This window comes from Aliidiomarina maris, from assembly GCF_003987335.1.
Lineage (GTDB): Bacteria > Pseudomonadota > Gammaproteobacteria > Enterobacterales > Alteromonadaceae > Aliidiomarina > Aliidiomarina maris.
The window spans coordinates 19,581-36,658 of record NZ_PIPK01000008.1; the positions used below are offsets into that span (position 1 = coordinate 19,581).

18 protein-coding genes and 1 pseudogene are annotated in these 17,078 nt (G+C 49.3%); 14 read left to right on the forward strand and 5 right to left on the reverse strand.

The genetic code is table 11. The annotated features are described in order from the left end of the window. The first annotated feature begins 16 nt into the window (after positions 1 to 16). The 4 genes and pseudogenes from syd to CWE07_RS09310 all read left to right on the forward strand — a co-directional run bounded on the left by syd (position 17) and on the right by CWE07_RS09310 (position 2,134). The gene (syd, locus tag CWE07_RS09295) at positions 17 to 589 is read left to right on the forward strand and encodes a SecY-interacting protein (RefSeq protein ID WP_111569707.1); all 573 of its coding nucleotides are present in this window, start codon (positions 17 to 19) and stop codon (positions 587 to 589) included. A gap of 203 nt (positions 590 to 792) precedes the next feature. Further along, positions 793 to 1,059: pseudogene (locus tag CWE07_RS09300) on the forward strand (DUF3192 domain-containing protein); the annotation flags it as partial. Positions 1,060 to 1,094: 35 nt separating this feature from the next. Then, positions 1,095 to 1,775 (forward strand): GNAT family N-acetyltransferase, encoded by a 681-nt coding sequence (locus tag CWE07_RS09305; protein WP_111569705.1) that lies wholly within the window; start codon positions 1,095 to 1,097, stop codon positions 1,773 to 1,775. Between the two features lie 2 nt (positions 1,776 to 1,777). After that, entirely contained in the window at positions 1,778 to 2,134 is a 357-nt protein-coding gene (locus CWE07_RS09310; protein WP_111569704.1) for an Mpo1-like protein, read from the forward strand. 143 nt (positions 2,135 to 2,277) lie between these two features. Here CWE07_RS09310 and CWE07_RS09315 read toward each other — a convergent pair whose 3' ends face one another. Beyond that, positions 2,278 to 2,601 (reverse strand): DUF3301 domain-containing protein, encoded by a 324-nt coding sequence (locus CWE07_RS09315; RefSeq protein WP_111569703.1) that lies wholly within the window; start codon positions 2,599 to 2,601, stop codon positions 2,278 to 2,280. After that, positions 2,585 to 3,718: a DUF3549 family protein gene (locus CWE07_RS09320; RefSeq protein WP_111569702.1), complete on the reverse strand. Its 1,134-nt coding sequence runs from the start codon at positions 3,716 to 3,718 to the stop codon at positions 2,585 to 2,587. The genes CWE07_RS09315 and CWE07_RS09320 overlap by 17 nt, the downstream gene beginning before the upstream one ends. 68 nt (positions 3,719 to 3,786) lie before the next feature. On the opposite strand from CWE07_RS09320, the gene CWE07_RS09325 reads away from it, so the two are divergent. Beyond that, positions 3,787 to 4,125: a YqcC family protein gene (locus tag CWE07_RS09325; RefSeq protein WP_241974115.1), complete on the forward strand. Its 339-nt coding sequence runs from the start codon at positions 3,787 to 3,789 to the stop codon at positions 4,123 to 4,125. A 7-nt stretch (positions 4,126 to 4,132) separates the two neighbouring features. Next, a complete protein-coding gene (gene truC, locus CWE07_RS09330) occupies positions 4,133 to 4,867 on the forward strand; it encodes a tRNA pseudouridine(65) synthase TruC (protein ID WP_111569700.1) in 735 nt (244 codons plus the stop codon). A gap of 56 nt (positions 4,868 to 4,923) precedes the next feature. Here the strand turns inward: truC and dapD are convergent, their stop codons facing one another. Genes dapD through map form a run of 3 tightly spaced genes read right to left on the reverse strand, consistent with a single transcriptional unit; the run spans position 4,924 to position 9,262 of the window. Continuing rightward, positions 4,924 to 5,748: a 2,3,4,5-tetrahydropyridine-2,6-dicarboxylate N-succinyltransferase gene (dapD, locus tag CWE07_RS09335; protein WP_111569699.1), complete on the reverse strand. Its 825-nt coding sequence runs from the start codon at positions 5,746 to 5,748 to the stop codon at positions 4,924 to 4,926. A gap of 52 nt (positions 5,749 to 5,800) precedes the next feature. Further along, entirely contained in the window at positions 5,801 to 8,449 is a 2,649-nt protein-coding gene (gene glnD, locus CWE07_RS09340; RefSeq protein WP_111569698.1) for a [protein-PII] uridylyltransferase, read from the reverse strand. Between the two features lie 27 nt (positions 8,450 to 8,476). Beyond that, positions 8,477 to 9,262, reverse strand: coding sequence for a type I methionyl aminopeptidase (gene map / locus CWE07_RS09345; RefSeq protein ID WP_111569733.1), 786 nt, complete (start codon positions 9,260 to 9,262; stop codon positions 8,477 to 8,479). A gap of 382 nt (positions 9,263 to 9,644) precedes the next feature. On the opposite strand from map, the gene rpsB reads away from it, so the two are divergent. The 8 genes from rpsB to rseP all read left to right on the forward strand — a co-directional run bounded on the left by rpsB (position 9,645) and on the right by rseP (position 17,066). After that, on the forward strand, positions 9,645 to 10,382 hold the full coding sequence (gene rpsB / locus CWE07_RS09350) for a 30S ribosomal protein S2 (protein WP_111569697.1): 738 nt from the start codon (positions 9,645 to 9,647) through the stop codon (positions 10,380 to 10,382). 86 nt (positions 10,383 to 10,468) lie between these two features. Then, on the forward strand, positions 10,469 to 11,347 hold the full coding sequence (gene tsf / locus CWE07_RS09355; protein WP_111569696.1) for a translation elongation factor Ts: 879 nt from the start codon (positions 10,469 to 10,471) through the stop codon (positions 11,345 to 11,347). Positions 11,348 to 11,470: 123 nt separating this feature from the next. Continuing rightward, entirely contained in the window at positions 11,471 to 12,202 is a 732-nt protein-coding gene (pyrH, locus tag CWE07_RS09360; RefSeq protein ID WP_111569695.1) for a UMP kinase, read from the forward strand. 68 nt (positions 12,203 to 12,270) lie between these two features. Next, positions 12,271 to 12,792 (forward strand): ribosome recycling factor, encoded by a 522-nt coding sequence (frr, locus tag CWE07_RS09365; protein ID WP_420836545.1) that lies wholly within the window; start codon positions 12,271 to 12,273, stop codon positions 12,790 to 12,792. Positions 12,793 to 12,871: 79 nt separating this feature from the next. Continuing rightward, on the forward strand, positions 12,872 to 13,648 hold the full coding sequence (gene uppS, locus CWE07_RS09370) for a polyprenyl diphosphate synthase (RefSeq protein ID WP_111569693.1): 777 nt from the start codon (positions 12,872 to 12,874) through the stop codon (positions 13,646 to 13,648). Positions 13,649 to 13,650: 2 nt separating this feature from the next. Beyond that, positions 13,651 to 14,529, forward strand: coding sequence for a phosphatidate cytidylyltransferase (locus CWE07_RS09375; protein WP_111569692.1), 879 nt, complete (start codon positions 13,651 to 13,653; stop codon positions 14,527 to 14,529). Then, a complete protein-coding gene (gene ispC, locus CWE07_RS09380; protein ID WP_111569691.1) occupies positions 14,526 to 15,722 on the forward strand; it encodes a 1-deoxy-D-xylulose-5-phosphate reductoisomerase in 1,197 nt (398 codons plus the stop codon). Before CWE07_RS09375 ends, ispC begins: the two co-directional genes overlap by 4 nt. Beyond that, a complete protein-coding gene (gene rseP / locus CWE07_RS09385) occupies positions 15,723 to 17,066 on the forward strand; it encodes a sigma E protease regulator RseP (RefSeq protein ID WP_111569690.1) in 1,344 nt (447 codons plus the stop codon). The last annotated feature ends 12 nt before the right edge of the window (positions 17,067 to 17,078 follow it).

Consider the following 17,078-nt stretch of genomic DNA (forward strand, 5'->3'; position numbering starts at 1 on the left):
ACTGGATGTAACTGCCATGTCGAACACGACCTCAAGCTCTGAACTTATTCAAGCCCTGAGTGATTTACACCAACGCTATCAAGCAGCGTATGCGGACGTTGATCGCCAGCCAACCACTGAATATATCGATGAGTGGCAAGCCCCCTGTTACGCCTCAGAGGTGCGCTACGGCGAGGTGGCTTGGCGCCCAGTGTTACAGCAGCCGAAAGCGGACTTTAGCGGGGTTGAACATGGCTTAGAGATGCCACTAAACGCGCAGGTTAAGGCTTTCTACGGTCAGTTTTTTGCGGCCGACCTGTATGTCACTGTCGACACCCACCCAGTGGTGTTGTCACAGGTCATGTGCAGTGAAGACCTTGATCGTTTACAACGCAACCTTATTGCCCACGTGTTAATGAAGCGGCGTTTAGGGCAGCCGGAAACCTTGTTTATCGGTACTGGCGAAGAAAGCGAAGACTTAATTATTTCAGTCGATAACGCCACTGGGGTGGTGGGGCTTGAGTACGCAGGTAAGCCTCAGCATGCAGAATTAGCACCCAACCTGACGGCTTTTTTGCACCAGTGTCAAGCTCGGGTGGTAGCAGATTAGTTGCGGTGGTTTTCACTACTTTATCGTCAAAATTGCTAACAGGTGCTGAGTTTAATTTAGTTAACTTGTTGTTTTTAATTGAATATCTAAGTTGATCTTATTCTTGCTTGACTGAAATCACCAGAATAACTGGTGATCAATGTAACTAGATGGGACAACAACAATGAATATATCTCGAGTTATCGCCTTAGGAGCACCAGAATCGTCAGCACATTGCGACCTTGAGCGAAGGCCGCGCACTGGATGACGTTGTTACGTTGATGGGCGCGCCCGATTTTGACGAAAATTTGCGCTTGGACAATGGACAGTATAGGGTCTTGTATTATCGTACTCAGCGCGTCACGGCGGATGGTAAAACCACCAAAGATGAATGTACCCCGTTAGTGTTTGAACAAGACACTTTAATTGGCTGGGGCCACAATCAACTCAACGTATTGTTGCAATCGCCGGCACGCAACGGTTCATCATAAATACTATACATTGCTGATAACAATAAGAGGCTGCCATGCAAGGCGAACAAACAGAAACATCCCCCGCGTTACCGAAACAGTCAAAACTGGCGTATTTAGCCGCGGAAGATATTCGGGTGGCAGCCTCGTTGTTATTTAAAGCTTACCAAGACGACCCAATGTTCCGGCAAATTTTTAAAGCTGAAAAAGACGGCTATGAGCAGCGCTTGCGTGCGGCGATCCGGGAAGAATTAAATACGTTTTGGCAACACCAGCAAGCCATGGTGGGTTTATACAGTGCTGATACACTGGAGGGTGTGGTGTGCATGAGCCATGTTCAAGCCCAACAAGGCCCTAGTCGTCTGTGGCATTGGCGCTTGCGTATGCTGCTCACCGCAGGTTTTGTGAGCACGCGACAAATGCTGCGCAAAGAGCAAAAAATTGCTGACGCGGTCGGTTTTGACGACTATCTGATGTTAGATTTCATTGCGGTGCATCCAAGATATCAACACAAGGGGTTGGGGCACTTACTGGTGCAGGCGGCGCAAAGCTTACTTACGGCGCATCCCAGTGCGCAAGCCGTCGTCGCATTAGCGACGCGTCCTCCATATCAAACTTTTCTTGCGCATCAGCATTTTGAGCACATCGCGACGATTGAAGTCGACGGCGTTGGTGGGCAGTTGATGGCGTTGTCACGTCAGGCTATGCTAGCGCATACCAAGCCTGAGAAGGACTAACCATGGCATTTTCGTCGTTCAAACAATTTTACCCGTACTACTTGGCTGAGCACAGCAATCCAACGTGTCGGGCGCTGCACTATATTGGTAGTACCTTGGTACTGGCTGTGATTGCGCTGGCGATCATCCAGCGTCAGCCTGCGTGGTTGTTATTGGCACCAGTGGCGGGTTACGGTTTTGCGTGGCTAGGTCACTTTATCTTTGAGCACAATAAGCCAGCCACCTTTAAACACCCGCTGTATAGCCTGTGGGGCGACTGGGTGATGTATAAGGATTTTTGGGCTGGCTTGCTAGGGCTTCCACAAAGTGCAGCGGCACAGGCTGCAAAGCGCCAACGCACTGAGGGCAATCGCGCATAATGCGTGAGGCATTCGTCTGACAGGGCAAGAGCGCACTACACTGCAATCAGCGCTGGCGCATAGCTAACTTGACTGGGAGGTCAGAAGCGAGAAGTTAACTTCGCTGGCTATGCGTGCAGTGTGTCTGCGTATCACATCTAAATTTAAGCAACGTCTGGTTCAAGTGTGCGGTACACAGGCATATCTACCCGTTGCAGCCGCGTATTGGCATAAATCAATGTGCCTTCATAGCGGTGCTCCCGGTCACTACTAAACCCGAAAGTAAATTCCGTTTGCCACACTGGGCCGCGTCGCGAAAGACGAAACTTTCCGTGCTGACGTGCAATATCTAAATACTGTAATTTATGCTGCTTACAGTAGTGTTGCGCGTGGGCTTGGGCGCGTTCTCCTAAGCGACGAAATTGCCAAAATAAGCCAGCGATAGTGGCAATTGCCGCCAGACCCAGCACACTATGAAGATCGAACATGTTGACCTCGCAGGCGCTGTTGCATGAATTGCAGGGCGGTTTGAACCTGTGTTGGCAAATGCTGGGGTTGGCTGAGCAGCTGTAGCAAATAAATTCTCAACACCGGCAGCGCCACTAAATCAGCGAAAATATGCGCAAATAAATCGGTGTGATGACTCACAGCGTGGAGGTATTCATTACGTAAGGTGTCGTCGGTGAGTAGCGGCCAGGCCCGGGCTGCAATGACTACCAGCAGGTCGATGTGCGTTTGCGCAGTGGCGGAACTAGGGTCGCTGGCAAGGGCACGACATAGCTGGGTAAGTGCCTGGCGCAGGGGTTGCCATGCTTTGGACTCAGGCTCACTATTCAAACTGCCAGCTAAAGCGCGGATCAGCAAGATAATGTTAGCTAAATCAGGTTGCGGCTGCCGGCAGGCGGCAACACATTGAGCGCAGAGGTTAGCGCGTAGACTGGTCGGTAACTCACCATGCTCTAATGCCGCAGCCATTGCGGGTTTAAACGCTTGCGGCCAAGCTTGCCAATGTTGCGCGATAGAATCAGCAACTTTGGGTTGTTGCGCCAAGCGCTGAGCTACGTCATGTAACCCTTGAACGCCAAGCTGTTGCCACTGTTCAGGTGATTGCTGGGCCAATAGAAAAGACTGCACGTCATCAAAGTAGATACTAGGCGCCTGCTCTAGGCGCTGACTCACTTGGGCATGAAAGGCTGCGCGCTTATCATCGTTGGGGGTAAACAAATATGGATTTTGTTTTAATAATGCCTCTTGTTCTGGCGTTGTTTGCGCGGTTAAATCACGGCCAAGCGCTTCGACAATAATTTGCAGAAAGTGCTGGCGTGCGGCGTGGCTAAGTAAACCGCGCTCATCCACTGGAAATTTGGCAAACCAAATATAGGGGTTGCTGGCTTGGGTATCTTGGCGGCGCCAAAAAACAATACCTAGCCATGCGTGCTGCTGTAACGGAGTTGGGTAGGGCATTTGTCCCGCTTCGATGGCTGCAAAGGTCTGTTTTGGGATCACGCGGACAAGACGGCCGAGGTCAAAAATGTGATAATGGGTGTCGGCGGCTTGCAGAAAGTCAGATAAGGTATCGACGTGAAAGTTATCTTGTTGTGGCATAACGCGTACTCATAGTGCGAACAAATGTATAGAGCCAAATCATTGAGCTAACCAATTGAGACATTGTATTGAAATATCAACAGATTCAACAGCTTTTAGAGCAGCTTAGCGATGAGCTTAAAAGCCTCCAACTATGGCAGTCAAAGCCCCCAGCAGCGGCGGCACTGCGCAGCGTAGAGCCATTTGCGGTGGATACGTTAGCGTTTCATCAGTGGCTGCAATTTGTGATGATACCACGAATGCAGGTGCTTATCGCCCAGCGTCACCCGCTTCCGGATAAAATGGCGGTCAGCCCGATGGCGGTTCAAGTGTATCGTGGCGAGTTAAAAATTCATCGCAATTTGATTGCATGCTTGCGAGAGATTGATACCTTAGTCACTGGTGTTGATCCCCTACAGGCAAGTTAGGAGACGCATGCATACGGACCCAGCGGCAGTGACCAAGAAGCAGTTAGACATTATTTATCAAGATGAGTATTTGGTGGCGATAGACAAGCCCGCCGGCTTACTTGTGCATCGCTCATGGCTTGCCGCAGAGGCACGGGAATTTGCAATGCAAATGCTGCGTGACCAAATTGGCCAACATGTGTACCCAGTGCATCGGTTAGATCGCCCAACCTCAGGTATTTTGTTATTTGCCCTTGATCCTGACACAGCACGGGCAATGAGCGAGCGCTTTGCGTCCCGCGAAGTACGCAAAATGTACCATGCGGTGGTGCGAGGATACGTCACTGAGCACGGTCAGATTGATTACCCATTGAAAGAAGAGCTGGATAAAGTCGCCGATAAGCAGGCGCAGCGAGATAAGCCTGCGCAAAGTGCGGTGACGGATTTCATGTGCTTGCGCCAGGTTGAATTGCCTTATCAAGTTAGTACGCGCCATGCGACCTCGCGTTATTCATTGGTGCAGTTATCGCCGAAAACTGGGCGTAAGCATCAGTTGCGCCGTCATTTGGCGCATATTCGCCATCCGATTATTGGCGATACCAGCCACGGTGATGGCCGCCACAACGCGTTTTTCCGCAGTCACTTTGATAGCCATCGTTTGTTACTCTGTGCAACTGGCCTGGAATTTAATCACCCAGTGACGGGAAAAGAAGTGAATTTGCGCTTACCAGTACCGGAGTTATTTTTACGCGCCTTCAAATAGTAACAAGCCGACCTGAAGGTCGGCTTGTGAATCACATGGAAATCATTGCTGTAGAGTTATTCAGCTGCGCGCAATAATTCGTTGATACCGACTTTAGCGCGGGTTTTCGCATCGACTTTTTTAACGATAATGGCGGCGTACAAGCTATGGCTGCCATCTTTGGCTGGTAACGAGCCAGGCACTACCACAGAGCCGGCTGGCACCCGACCATAATGAACTTCACCGGTTTCACGGTCGAAAATGCGTGTGCTTTGGCCAATATAAACACCCATCGAAATCACCGCACCTTCTTCCACAATGACGCCCTCGACAATTTCAGAGCGCGCGCCAATGAAGCAGTTGTCTTCGATAATAGTAGGGTTGGCTTGCAGCGGCTCAAGTACACCACCAATACCAACGCCGCCCGATAAATGAACATTTTTTCCAATTTGAGCACAAGAACCCACGGTCGCCCAAGTATCGATCATGCTACCTTCATCCACATAAGCGCCTAAATTCACATAGCTTGGCATCGCGACCACATTTTTACCCAGAAATGAGCCTTTACGCACCATCGCAGGTGGCACAATGCGTACGCCGTCACGTTTAAAATCCGCTTCAGAATAATTGGCGTATTTGCTAGGAACTTTGTCGAAAAAGCGCGTTTCGGCGCCGTCCATGACTTCATTGTCATTGAGTCGAAATGACAGTAGAACCGCTTTTTTTACCCATTCATGAACTACCCAAGCACCATCAATTTTCTCGGCGACGCGTAAGCTTCCAGCGTCGAGCCCTGCGAGGACATCACGCACGGCTTCACGCACGTCATTCGGTGCTTGGTTTGGAGAAAATTCAGCACGCTTTTCAAATGCGGCCTCAATGGTCTGTTGCAATGTTTGCATTGGTTACTTCCTCTTTACTATCAATGTTTTTCAAACTGAGTTGGGAATCACATTACTGCTGGCGCGATGGGTGCGACTCAAGCTGACTAATAATCGCCTCTTTAAGGCGGTTACATTGGCTTTCACTCAGCGCATGATGATTCGCATCAGTGACCATAAATAAATCTTCTGCTTGCTCGCCTATCGTGGTGATTTTTGCTGCTTGCAAGGTGATATCCAGGCGTTGAAACACTTTTGCCAGGGTGGCAATTAAACCAGGCCTATCCAAGGTAACCAACTCAAAGGTGGTGCGGCGGCTATTTTTTTGCGCCAAAAAAGTGACTTTGGTTGGTACTTTAAAATTACGCAAGCGCCGCGGTAAACGACGCTGGTTGGTCGGCGCATGGCGACGTTTGCGCAACACATCATATAAGTGCTGCTTCACTTCTTCGATACGCTGCGCATCGACCAGCGGCTTACCGTCGGTTTGCAATAAAATAAAGGTATCCATCACATAGCCGTCACGGGTATTCAAAATTTGTGCGTCGTGAATGCTTAAACATTCTCCGTCGAGCACTGCTGCTACATTGGCGAATAAGTGGCTTTCTTCATGGTGGTAGATAAATAATTCAGTAGTGCCGTGATTATTTTCGTCACCGATTAAAATCAGCGGTAACTGGTGCTCTTGCAAATGCACAATCGCTTGGCTGTGCCAGGCTATTTGTTCAGGCGTATGGCGATTAAAATAGTCGGCGGTAAACCGCGCCCAGAGTTGATTCACTTCATTGGCCATATAGCCGGCACTGAGTAATAAACCCATGGCACCGGCTTTATTTTGGCTAATGCGTGCGCGCACATCCATGCTGTTCTCACCATCCTGTTGCAATACATGTGCACAGGCGTGATACAGCTCTTCAAGTAGCGTTGCTTTCCAGTTATTCCATAGGTTGCTGTTAGTCGCGCGAATATCGGCAACTGTTAAACAATATAAATATTGCAACCGCGTCAGGCTGCCCACTTCTTTAGCAAACTGCTGAATGACTTCGGGGTCATAAATATCACGTTTTTGGGCAGTAACAGACATAAGTAAGTGCTGGCGCACCAGCCAGGCGACTAAATCGGCATCATCCTCGGAATACTCGTGCTGCTGACAAAAATGACGCGCGTCTAATTCGCCAAGCTCCGAGTGATCACCGCCGCGGCCCTTGGCAATATCGTGAAAAATTCCAGCCAAAAACAATAACTCAGGTTTGTCCATCTGTTGGACTAACTCGCTACAAAGGGCAAAGTCATCGCGCTTGTCGGTGAGGGTAAAGCGGTAGATATTATTAAGTAGACGATAGGTGTGCTCATCCACGGTGTAAGCGTGAAATAAGTCAAACTGCATCTGGCCGACAATATGTTGCCATTGGGGTAAATAATTCGCCATGATGCCATGCTTATGCATCAGCGTGAACGCTAAACCGAACCCACGTGGGTGGCGCACAATGGCTTTGAAATAGTCCCGGCATGTCGGGCAGTGGCTCAGCGGTTGAGTCAGTTGAGCGCGCGCATTTCTAAGTAAACGTAGGGTATGCGAGTGAATGCCTTCGATGTCTTCACGCTCAGCAATGAGTAAGAAAAAACGCATCAACGCCTGGGGGCGGGCAAACACATTATCGTGGCGAGCCCATAATTGATGCCCACTGATCATAAAGTCTTGGTCTAAAATTTCGGTGTCAGCGCTTTTACGTTCGCCCAAAATGGCTTGGGCAAAAAACTGCAATAGCATCCGGTTAAGCTCGCTGACTCGTAGCACGACTTTGAAATAATCTTTCATCAGCGGTTCGACCGAACGCTTGCCCTCACGCCCGTATCCAAGCCGCATGGCGACACCTGGCTGATAATCGAATAATAAGCGGTCTTCGCCTTTACCCGCTTCTACATGCAAAGCGTAGCGCACACGCCATAAAAAACTGGTGCACTCGCGCAGTTCAAGCAGTTCGTCGGCACTGATGTAGTGGTATTCAACCAAGCTTTCATCGCTTTTAGTGCGAAAGTGTTGCTTGGCTATCCAGCCGATGGTTTGAATGTCGCGCAGTCCGCCTGGGGATGACTTAATATTGGGCTCAAGATTATATGAGGTGCCATGAAAGCGACTATGACGTGACTGCTGCTCATCGACTTTGGCTTGGTAAAAAGCACGACTGCTCCATGGGAAATCTTGATAAATACGCTGCTGAAGTTGCGCCGCTAATTTCTCATCACCGCAAATCCAGCGATTTTCAATCAAATTGGTAGCAATCGTAATGTCGTCGCCTGCGCTTTGCAGGCAATGGGCAACGCTGCGCACCGAGTGTCCGGTATCTAGCTTTAAATCCCACAACAGGGTGACGAGTTGGCCAATTTGCTCAGCGTCCGCAGAGCTTAATTCACCTTGGTGCAAAAACAGTACATCGACGTCTGAGCATGGGTGTAACACGCCGCGCCCATAGCCGCCCACGGCGAGCAAGCACACATTGGTGTTTGTCAGTTTAAAGCGCTGCCACAAGTGGCTCAGCAAACTATCAATAAAATAACTACGGTGCTGCACCAAGGTGTCAATATCAGCACTAACAAACTGCTCGTTGGCCCAGTCGCTGTATTGGCTTAGTGCAAGTCGGAACGCTTTGACGTCGTTGAGCTGCGCAGGCCAGCGAATCGGATACAGACCGCTTAAGTTCGGTGGATAGGACGATTGCATGGCCGCTCAGGGTACCTTTAAAGTTAACTAGCTGTGACGAATCACACGCTCAATGGTTTCATCATTGCGTAGCGTTAAAATTTCAACGCCGTCGTCAGTGACCAGCAAGGTGTGTTCCCACTGCGCGCTTAAACTACGGTCTTTAGTCAGCACGGTCCAGCCGTCTTTCAAAATTTTGGTATGGCGTTTACCCGCATTGACCATCGGCTCAATGGTTAAACACATACCGGCCTTAAGCTCAACACCAGTGCCAGGGCGGCCATAATGCAACACTTGTGGTTCTTCATGAAATTCATCACCGATACCGTGGCCACAGAACTCACGCACAATTGAGTAGCCAAAGCCTTCTGCGTATTTTTGAATTTCATGGCCAATGTCACCCAAGCGCACACCAGGTTTTACCATACGAATCGCTTTATACAGGGATTCTTGGGTAACTTTAGTGAGGCGATTGGCTAGAATTGAGCCTTCGCCAACCACAAACATCTTGCTGGTGTCGCCGTGGTAACCATCTTTTTTCACGGTTACGTCGATATTAATAATATCGCCATTTTTGAGCGGCTTTTCATTCGGAATACCGTGACATACGCAATGATTCACAGATGTACAAATCGACTTTGGAAAGCCGTGATAATTAAGTGGTGCTGGGTAAGCGTCATGGGCCAAAATATAATCGTGACAAATCGTATTCAGTTCGTCGGTGGTGATCCCAGCCTGTACGTGCTCAGAAATCATTTCTAAAACATTGGCCGCCAATTGACCAGCCGCACGCATTTTCTCAATTTCTTCAGCAGTTTTAATTTTAATCGACATAATCCAACTCGAGTTGCGCCAAAAGTAATAACAGAATGACGTTAAATGCAGCGATACGCGTGTTACCGCCATCATGATAAAGGATAGTGTATCAGACCCTGCGTGGGCTCGCACCTTAGCCATGCAGCCAAGCTGTAAAGTTGAGAAAATTTTGCCAATAAGTGGCGTTTATGGTATAAATCGCGCCGCACCGAACAGGTATCGGAGCCACCTTCGGGTGAACCGCCAATCTTGGCAAATTAAACTTAAACATTACACACATATACCGGCACGTGTCCCGGGGTGCTCGGCAAGCTTGATTGCGCAATTTGCGCGTGATTGAAGCGGTTGGGTCGGTGACATGGGGTATATGGAGGCGTAACCCCTGATTGAGGAAATCAAAATGGCAACAGTGTCAATGCGTGACATGCTAAAAGCAGGTGTCCACTTCGGTCACCAAACTCGTTACTGGAACCCTAAGATGAAGCCATTCATCTTCGGTGCTCGCAACAAGATCCACATCATCAACTTGGAGCAAACTGTTCCAATGTTCAATGATGCATTGAGCTTCTTGCAAAACACTGCAGCGAACAACGGTAAAATTCTTTTCGTCGGTACTAAGCGCGCTGCTGCTGAAGCTGTGAAAGAAACTGCCTTAGCTAGCAACCAGTACTTCGTTAACCACCGTTGGTTAGGTGGTATGCTGACTAACTGGAAAACCGTTCGTCAGTCAATCAAGCGTCTGAAAGACCTTGAAGCACAAAGCCAAGACGGTACTTTTGAAAAGCTAACCAAGAAAGAAGCGCTGGTTAACACGCGTGAAATGGAAAAGCTGGAAAAAAGCCTTGGTGGTATCAAAAACATGGGCGGTTTGCCTGACGTATTGTTCGTGATCGACGCTGATCATGAGCACATTGCGATTAAAGAAGCTAACAACCTGGGTATTCCAGTTGTAGCTATCGTTGATACCAACTCAAACCCTGACGGCGTTGATTTCGTTATCCCTGGTAACGACGATGCTATCCGTGCCATCCAGCTGTACTTAGGCGCAGCAGCGAAAGCAGTGAGCGAAGGCCGTCAACAGTCAGGTGCAGCTGTTGCATCTGAGCAAGACGAATTCGTTGAAGCTGACGCTGAATAAGCGACACAACTGAATTACACGGCCCGGTGTCTAACTTAGGTCAGACACCGGGTTTTATTTGAATCAGATTGGTTGAGGACAAGATAATGGCTGTAACTGCCGCACTTGTAAAAGAATTACGTGAGCGCACAGGCGCTGGCATGATGGATTGTAAAAAAGCTTTGATGGAAACCAATGGTGACATCGAGGTTGCGATCGATAACATGCGTAAAAGTGGTCAAGCTAAAGCTGCTAAGAAAGCAGGCCGCGTTGCTGCTGAAGGTGTTATTTTAACTAAAGCAGAAGGTAACGTAGGTACTTTGGTTGAGCTGAACTGCGAAACTGACTTCGTATCTCGTGACAAGAGTTTCTTGGCATTTGGTGACCAAGTGGTTGCTGCAGCATTTGCTAACCAAGAAAACGACATCGATAGTTTAAACAGCACTAGCCTGGGCGAGAACAGCGTTGAAGAAATGCGTGCTAACCTAGTCGCTAAAATCGGCGAAAACATGAATGTTCGCCGTGTTAAAACTGTATCAGGCGGTGATCGCGTAGTCACTTACGTACACAGCGGCCGTATCGGTGTTGCTGTCGTAATGACTGGCGGTTCTGACGAACTGGCGAAAGACGTAGCCATGCACGTTGCTGCAAGCAACCCGCAATTCGTTAAGCCAGAAGACGTAGCGGCTGAAGTTGTCGACAAAGAGCGCGACATTCAAGTCGAGATTGCTATGCAGTCTGGTAAGCCAAAAGAAATCGCTGAGAAAATGGTTGAAGGTCGGATGAAGAAATTCACTGGCGAAATCAGCTTAACTGGTCAGCCTTTCGTTAAAGACCCAGCACAAACTGTCGGCGAATTGTTGAAAGCCAACGGTGCTGACGTTCTTGATTTCGTTCGCTTTGAAGTAGGCGAAGGTATCGAGAAGAAAGAAGAAGACTTCGCGTCTGAAGTTCAGGCTCAGGTTGCAGCCGCTAAAAAAGGCTAAGTAACCGTGGCATTGACGCCAGTACTGAACTAACTCAAACTAACCGCGCCTCGTGTTAACGGCAGGGCGCGGTTTTTTTTGACCTGATTTTATCCAGCATGCATCAATAAGGAAGCGAACCCTATGAGCACTAATCCGAAACCCAACTACCGCCGAGTGCTGTTGAAATTAAGTGGTGAGGCACTGATGGGCGATGAGCCCTTCGGTATCGACGCCAAAGTGTTAGACCGCATGGCACAAGAGATCAAAGAAGTGGTTGAGTTGGGTGTCCAGGTCGGCTTGGTGATTGGCGGCGGCAACTTATTTCGCGGTGAAGGTTTGGCGAAAGCCGGTATGAATCGGGTGGTCGGTGACCACATGGGGATGTTAGCGACCGTCATGAACGGGTTAGCCATGCGTGACGCATTGCACCGCTCGTATGTGAATGCGCGCTTGATGTCAGCCATTGAGCTGACAGGTGTGTGTGATAGCTATAATTGGGCGGAAGCAATTAGCTTGCTCAAATCAGGTCGAGTGGTCATATTCTCTGCGGGCACCGGTAATCCATTTTTTACCACAGATTCAGCAGCCTGTTTACGCGGTATCGAAATTGAAGCAGACGTGGTATTAAAAGGAACTAAGGTCGATGGTGTATACTCTGCCGACCCGGTTAAAGATCCAAATGCAACCTTGTATCAACACATTACCTATGACGAAGTATTGTCAAATGAGCTGAAGGTGATGGATCTGGCCGCATTTACCTTGGCGCGTGACCATGGGTTACCTATCCAAGTTTTTAATATGAATAAGCCGGGCGCGCTCAAAGCTGTCATTATGGGCGAGCAAGAAGGCACCATTATTAGTCATCAAGAATAGTAATCGACGACATTCAAGTAAGGTGAAGCATTGTGATTAACGACGTGATTAAAGATGCCAAAGAGCGCATGAACAAAAGTGTCGAAGCTCTTAAAACTCAAATGTCTAAAGTACGCACAGGGCGTGCTCATCCAAGCCTGCTAGACGGCATTAAGGTGAGCTACTATGGTGCGGACACGCCACTCAAGCAGTTGGCGAACATCACCACCGAAGACTCGCGTACTTTGGCCATTACAGTTTTTGATAAATCCACTACCGGTGCGATTGAAAAAGCCATTATGACCTCTGACTTAGGCTTGAATCCAGCGTCTGCTGGTACGGTGATTCGAGTGCCATTACCACCATTAACGGAAGAGCGCCGCCGCGACTTAGTTAAAGTTGTACGCGCTGAAGCTGAGCAAGGTCGAGTGGCAGTGCGCAACATCCGCCGCGACGCAAATGGTGATATTAAGGAACTGTTGAAAGAAAAAGAAATCACAGAAGATGATGACCGTAAAGCGCAAGACGATATCCAGAAGATCACTGACGACGCAATCAAGAAAATTGATGAATTATTAGCGTCTAAAGAAGCAGAGCTGATGGAAGTTTAAGCGCTCATTAGGTTGAGCCATTGGAGCTGAACGCCGTGTCAGGTATACTTGCGCGGCGTTTATTTTTTGTGAATAAAAGATGACTGACCAAGACACCACAGGACTGGACTCAAGCATGCTGCCCAAGCACGTGGCGATTATTATGGATGGTAATGGTCGTTGGGCGCAGCAACGCGGTAAGGCACGCACTAGTGGCCACAAAGCTGGCGCCCATGCGGTTCGCCGTGCGGTGGCGTTCGCGCGTCGTAATGGGATTCAAGCGCTCACGTTGTTTGCTTTTAGTAGCGAAAACTGGAACCGTCCTGCGCTCGAAGTGAAAGTGCTGATGGAACTTTTCGCGACAGTTTTGCAGCGCGAAGTTGACGTGTTGAATCAACACGGTGTGCAGCTAAAAATTATTGGTGATGTGAGCAAGTTCAGTCCGCGCTTGCAGCAGAAGATCCAGCAAGCCGAGCAACAAACCGCGGCAAATCGCGAGCTGGTGTTAAATATTGCTGCCAATTATGGTGGGCGATGGGATATGATGCAGGCGGCGCAGCGATTTGCTATGGAAGTAGAGCAGGGGCGTGCACACGCGGCAGACTTGAACGAGGCGAAGCTGGCGAGCTATTTGACCTTACAGGACTGCCCGCCGCCAGACCTACTTATCCGCACGGGCGGCGATGTCCGCATCAGCAATTTTCTGCTGTGGCAGTTAGCCTACGCAGAGTTATTTTTTTGCGATACGCTGTGGCCCGACTTTGATGATGCGGTGTTCGCTCAAGCAATTAATTGCTATGTTGCGCGCGAACGACGCTTTGGACTCACAAGCCAACAAATACAAGAATTAATGGCGAGTGATACACTTGAGGACTAATTTTGCTTAAACAACGTATTCTAACCGCGTTGGTATTATTGCCAGTTGCATTAGCCTGTATTTTCTTACTCAACCCCAATGGTTTTGCACTCTTTGCCCTTGCAGCCTTAGGCATTGGTGCGTGGGAGTGGTCCCCCTTAATGGGCGTTCGTAAGTTCGCTGGGCGTGTTGCCTACACTGCCTTAGTGGTCGCACTTATTTTAGGGTTGTACCTGATTGTGCCGATGAACCAATTGTGGCAACCCGATGGTTTAGCGATGCCCATGGTGGTCGCAATTAGCCTCGGCGTACTTTGGTGGTTAGCTGCTGTCGTTATGGTGCTTAACTTTCCGCGCAGTCAACGCATGTGGCGGCGCAGTCGTATCTATGTTGGGGTTTTTGGATTATTGGTGTTAGTGCCAGCTTGGGCTGCACTGGTGAGCGTCCGTGCACTGCATTATGACACTCAGCCGTTATTCGGTGCCTGGACCGTGTTATTTATTTTTGCGTTAGTATGGGCCGCAGACGTCGGTGCCTATGCGGCTGGACGCATGCTCGGTAAGCATAAAATGATCCCTGCGGTCAGCCCGAACAAGACCATCGAAGGTTTGTGTGGTGGGGTAGTGTTGGCATTTATCGTGATGGTCATTGTGGCGCAATGGGTGCCCGTTCCGCGCGAACTGTACGTCGGTTTTTATACAGTCGGTTTAGCCACTGTGATGGTATCGGTATTTGGCGATTTGAGCGAGAGCATGTTTAAGCGTTGCGCAGGCGTCAAAGACAGTGGCACGATTTTGCCAGGGCATGGCGGGGTGCTAGACCGCATTGATAGCTTAACTGCGGCCTTGCCGGTGTTCGCACTTGGCTACTTACTACTGATTCATACCCAATACGTTTCATGAAGTTACAGCGAATTACCATACTAGGTGCCACCGGCTCTATCGGCCAGAATACGTTGGACGTGATAGCCCAGCACCCTGAGCGCTTTCAGGTGTTTGCGTTAACTGCGAACACCAACGTCGCAGACATGCTCACCTTATGTCAGCGCCATCAGCCGAGTTATGCGGTCATGGTGGATACCCGTGCGGCTGAGCAATTACGCCAGCAACTGCCTGGTGGTTGTCGTACCGAAGTGCTTGTTGGCGCGCAGGCACTGGAGCAAGTATGCGCAGCTCACGAGGTTGACCAAATAATGGCCGCGATTGTCGGCGCTGCAGGTCTAGCTCCAACCTTGGCTGCGGTGCGCGCTGGTAAGCGAGTGTTGCTAGCGAATAAAGAAGCCTTGGTAATGAGCGGTCAATTGTTTATTGACGAGCTAGTACGCTCACAAGCTGAGTTGCTTCCCGTTGATAGTGAACACAACGCAATATTTCAGTGTTTAACCCCAGAGTTGCAACAGCAAGTAGGCACCATGCAACTGCACGCGCATGGAATACAGCATATTCTATTGACTGGTTCCGGCGGTCCTTTTCTAAACCTGCCCTTAGATGAACTGAGTGCGCAAACACCAAGCGCAGCTTGTGCGCACCCAAACTGGACGATGGGGCAGAAAATCTCCGTGGATTCAGCGACCATGCTGAATAAAGGTTTGGAGTACATTGAAGCGCGCTGGCTTTTTAATTGCCAGCCTGAGCAACTACAGGTGCTGATTCATCCTCAAAGTGTTATCCACTCCATGGTACAATACCGCGATGGGTCGGTGTTGGCGCAGATGGGGCAGCCGGATATGCGGACTCCTATCGCCCACAGTATGTTGTACCCTGAGCGCGGTGTCAGTGGTGTAAATGCCTTAGATTTTGCCCGCATCAGTGAGTTAACGTTCGTGCAGCCTGATGTACAGCGCTTTCCATGTTTGTCCTTAGCGCAACAAGCATGCTGGCAGGGGCAGGCCGCGACAACGGCATTGAACGCAACCAATGAAGAAGCTGTGGCGGCATTTTTAAACGGTCAGATTGGCTTTACCCAGATTGCGCAGTTGTGTGATCAAGTGTTGCAGCAGATGGATTTACCAAATTTAGAATGTATTCAGGCAGTGGTGGCTTTTGACCAAGAAGTCCGCCGTGTTTCCCAGACATTAATGCGAGCAATGGCATAGATGGAACAAATACTTTGGATTCTTGGCGCATTTTTCGTCGCAATCGGTGTGGTGGTGACGTTTCATGAGTTCGGCCACTTTTGGGTCGCGCGGCGCTGTGGCGTGCAAGTATTAACTTTTTCTGTTGGCTTTGGTAAACCTTTGTGGTCGCGGGTTGCTAAAGACGGTACACGCTATCAAATAGCGATGGTGCCACTTGGCGGCTATGTGCGAATGTTAGATGGGCGTGTTGACACCTTACAGCCAGGTGACGAACAACGTAGCTTTGACCATAAGCCGATATCACAACGCATTGCAATTGTGCTCGCTGGTCCGGTGTTTAATTTTATCTTTGCTTTTTTAGTGCTTTGGCTGGTGTATATTTTAGGCACACCGTCGTTGCGTCCGGTGGTAGGTGATGTAGCAGCAGATAGTGTGGCAGCGCAGGCAGGATTGCAGCGCGGCGATATGATTATGCAAATTGATAATCGTCGCACGCCTGAATGGCAGGCAGTCAATTTGGCGTTAGTCGAGCGTATTGGTGGCCGTGAAAGTACATGGCTGGTAGCTGACTTAGAAGGGCAGCAGCGTGAAGTCACGCTGGATTTAACCCAATGGCAATTTGATCCAGATCGTGATTCAACGATTGGTGCTTTGGGCATGCAGATATACCAGCCGCGGGCATACAATACGTTAGCCCAAGTTTTACCTGATTCACCAGCAGAACGCGCTGGATTGCTTGCAGGCGACAAAATTATAGGTATCGACGGAACTATACCTATGCAATGGGAACAAATAAGGAGCTTTATTGCTGCACGTCCAAACCAAAACTTGGCAGTGACTATAGAGCGCGGTGGCGAACAACAGGATGTCTGGGTGCACACTGATAACCAGAACGGCACTGGTATTCTGGGAGTAGCCCCTGAAACAGACCCGGTACCCGCAGATTATTATTTTAATTTGCAATACGGGCCACTTCAGGCAATTCCGCAAAGCTTAGATAGAACGTGGCAGTTAATGACGCTGAGCGTCAATATGATAAGAAAATTAATAACCGGCGATGTATCGGTTAAAAATCTCAGCGGGCCGGTTGGTATTGCGGTTGGTGCTGGGGACCATGCTTCATATGGGCTGGTCTATTTCCTAAGTTTTTTAGCGTTAATTAGCGTCAGCTTAGGTATTTTTAACCTACTACCGATTCCGATGTTGGACGGTGGTCATCTGGTGTATTACATCATTGAGTGGGTGCGCGGTAAGCCAGTTCCCGAACACGTTCAGGAAATTGGTTTTCGAGTGGGCATGATAGTGCTTTTCGCTTTAACGGCGTTGGTATTGTTTAACGACATTACTCGCCTGACACCTTAAATTTCTTTGCAA

Excerpts from the sequence above, each read along its gene's own strand:
- syd (WP_111569707.1), top strand. The coding sequence starts at position 17 with ATGTCGAACACGACCTCAAGCTCTGAACTTATTCAAGCCCTGAGTGAT.
- CWE07_RS09305 (WP_111569705.1), top strand. The coding sequence starts at position 1,095 with ATGCAAGGCGAACAAACAGAAACATCCCCCGCGTTACCGAAACAGTCA.
- CWE07_RS09310 (WP_111569704.1), top strand. The coding sequence starts at position 1,778 with ATGGCATTTTCGTCGTTCAAACAATTTTACCCGTACTACTTGGCTGAG.
- CWE07_RS09315 (WP_111569703.1), bottom strand. The coding sequence starts at position 2,601 with ATGTTCGATCTTCATAGTGTGCTGGGTCTGGCGGCAATTGCCACTATC.
- CWE07_RS09320 (WP_111569702.1), bottom strand. The coding sequence starts at position 3,718 with ATGCCACAACAAGATAACTTTCACGTCGATACCTTATCTGACTTTCTG.
- truC (WP_111569700.1), top strand. The coding sequence starts at position 4,133 with ATGCATACGGACCCAGCGGCAGTGACCAAGAAGCAGTTAGACATTATT.
- dapD (WP_111569699.1), bottom strand. The coding sequence starts at position 5,748 with ATGCAAACATTGCAACAGACCATTGAGGCCGCATTTGAAAAGCGTGCT.
- glnD (WP_111569698.1), bottom strand. The coding sequence starts at position 8,449 with ATGCAATCGTCCTATCCACCGAACTTAAGCGGTCTGTATCCGATTCGC.
- map (WP_111569733.1), bottom strand. The coding sequence starts at position 9,262 with ATGTCGATTAAAATTAAAACTGCTGAAGAAATTGAGAAAATGCGTGCG.
- rpsB (WP_111569697.1), top strand. The coding sequence starts at position 9,645 with ATGGCAACAGTGTCAATGCGTGACATGCTAAAAGCAGGTGTCCACTTC.
- tsf (WP_111569696.1), top strand. The coding sequence starts at position 10,469 with ATGGCTGTAACTGCCGCACTTGTAAAAGAATTACGTGAGCGCACAGGC.
- pyrH (WP_111569695.1), top strand. The coding sequence starts at position 11,471 with ATGAGCACTAATCCGAAACCCAACTACCGCCGAGTGCTGTTGAAATTA.
- frr (WP_420836545.1), top strand. The coding sequence starts at position 12,271 with ATGAACAAAAGTGTCGAAGCTCTTAAAACTCAAATGTCTAAAGTACGC.
- uppS (WP_111569693.1), top strand. The coding sequence starts at position 12,872 with ATGACTGACCAAGACACCACAGGACTGGACTCAAGCATGCTGCCCAAG.
- ispC (WP_111569691.1), top strand. The coding sequence starts at position 14,526 with ATGAAGTTACAGCGAATTACCATACTAGGTGCCACCGGCTCTATCGGC.
- rseP (WP_111569690.1), top strand. The coding sequence starts at position 15,723 with ATGGAACAAATACTTTGGATTCTTGGCGCATTTTTCGTCGCAATCGGT.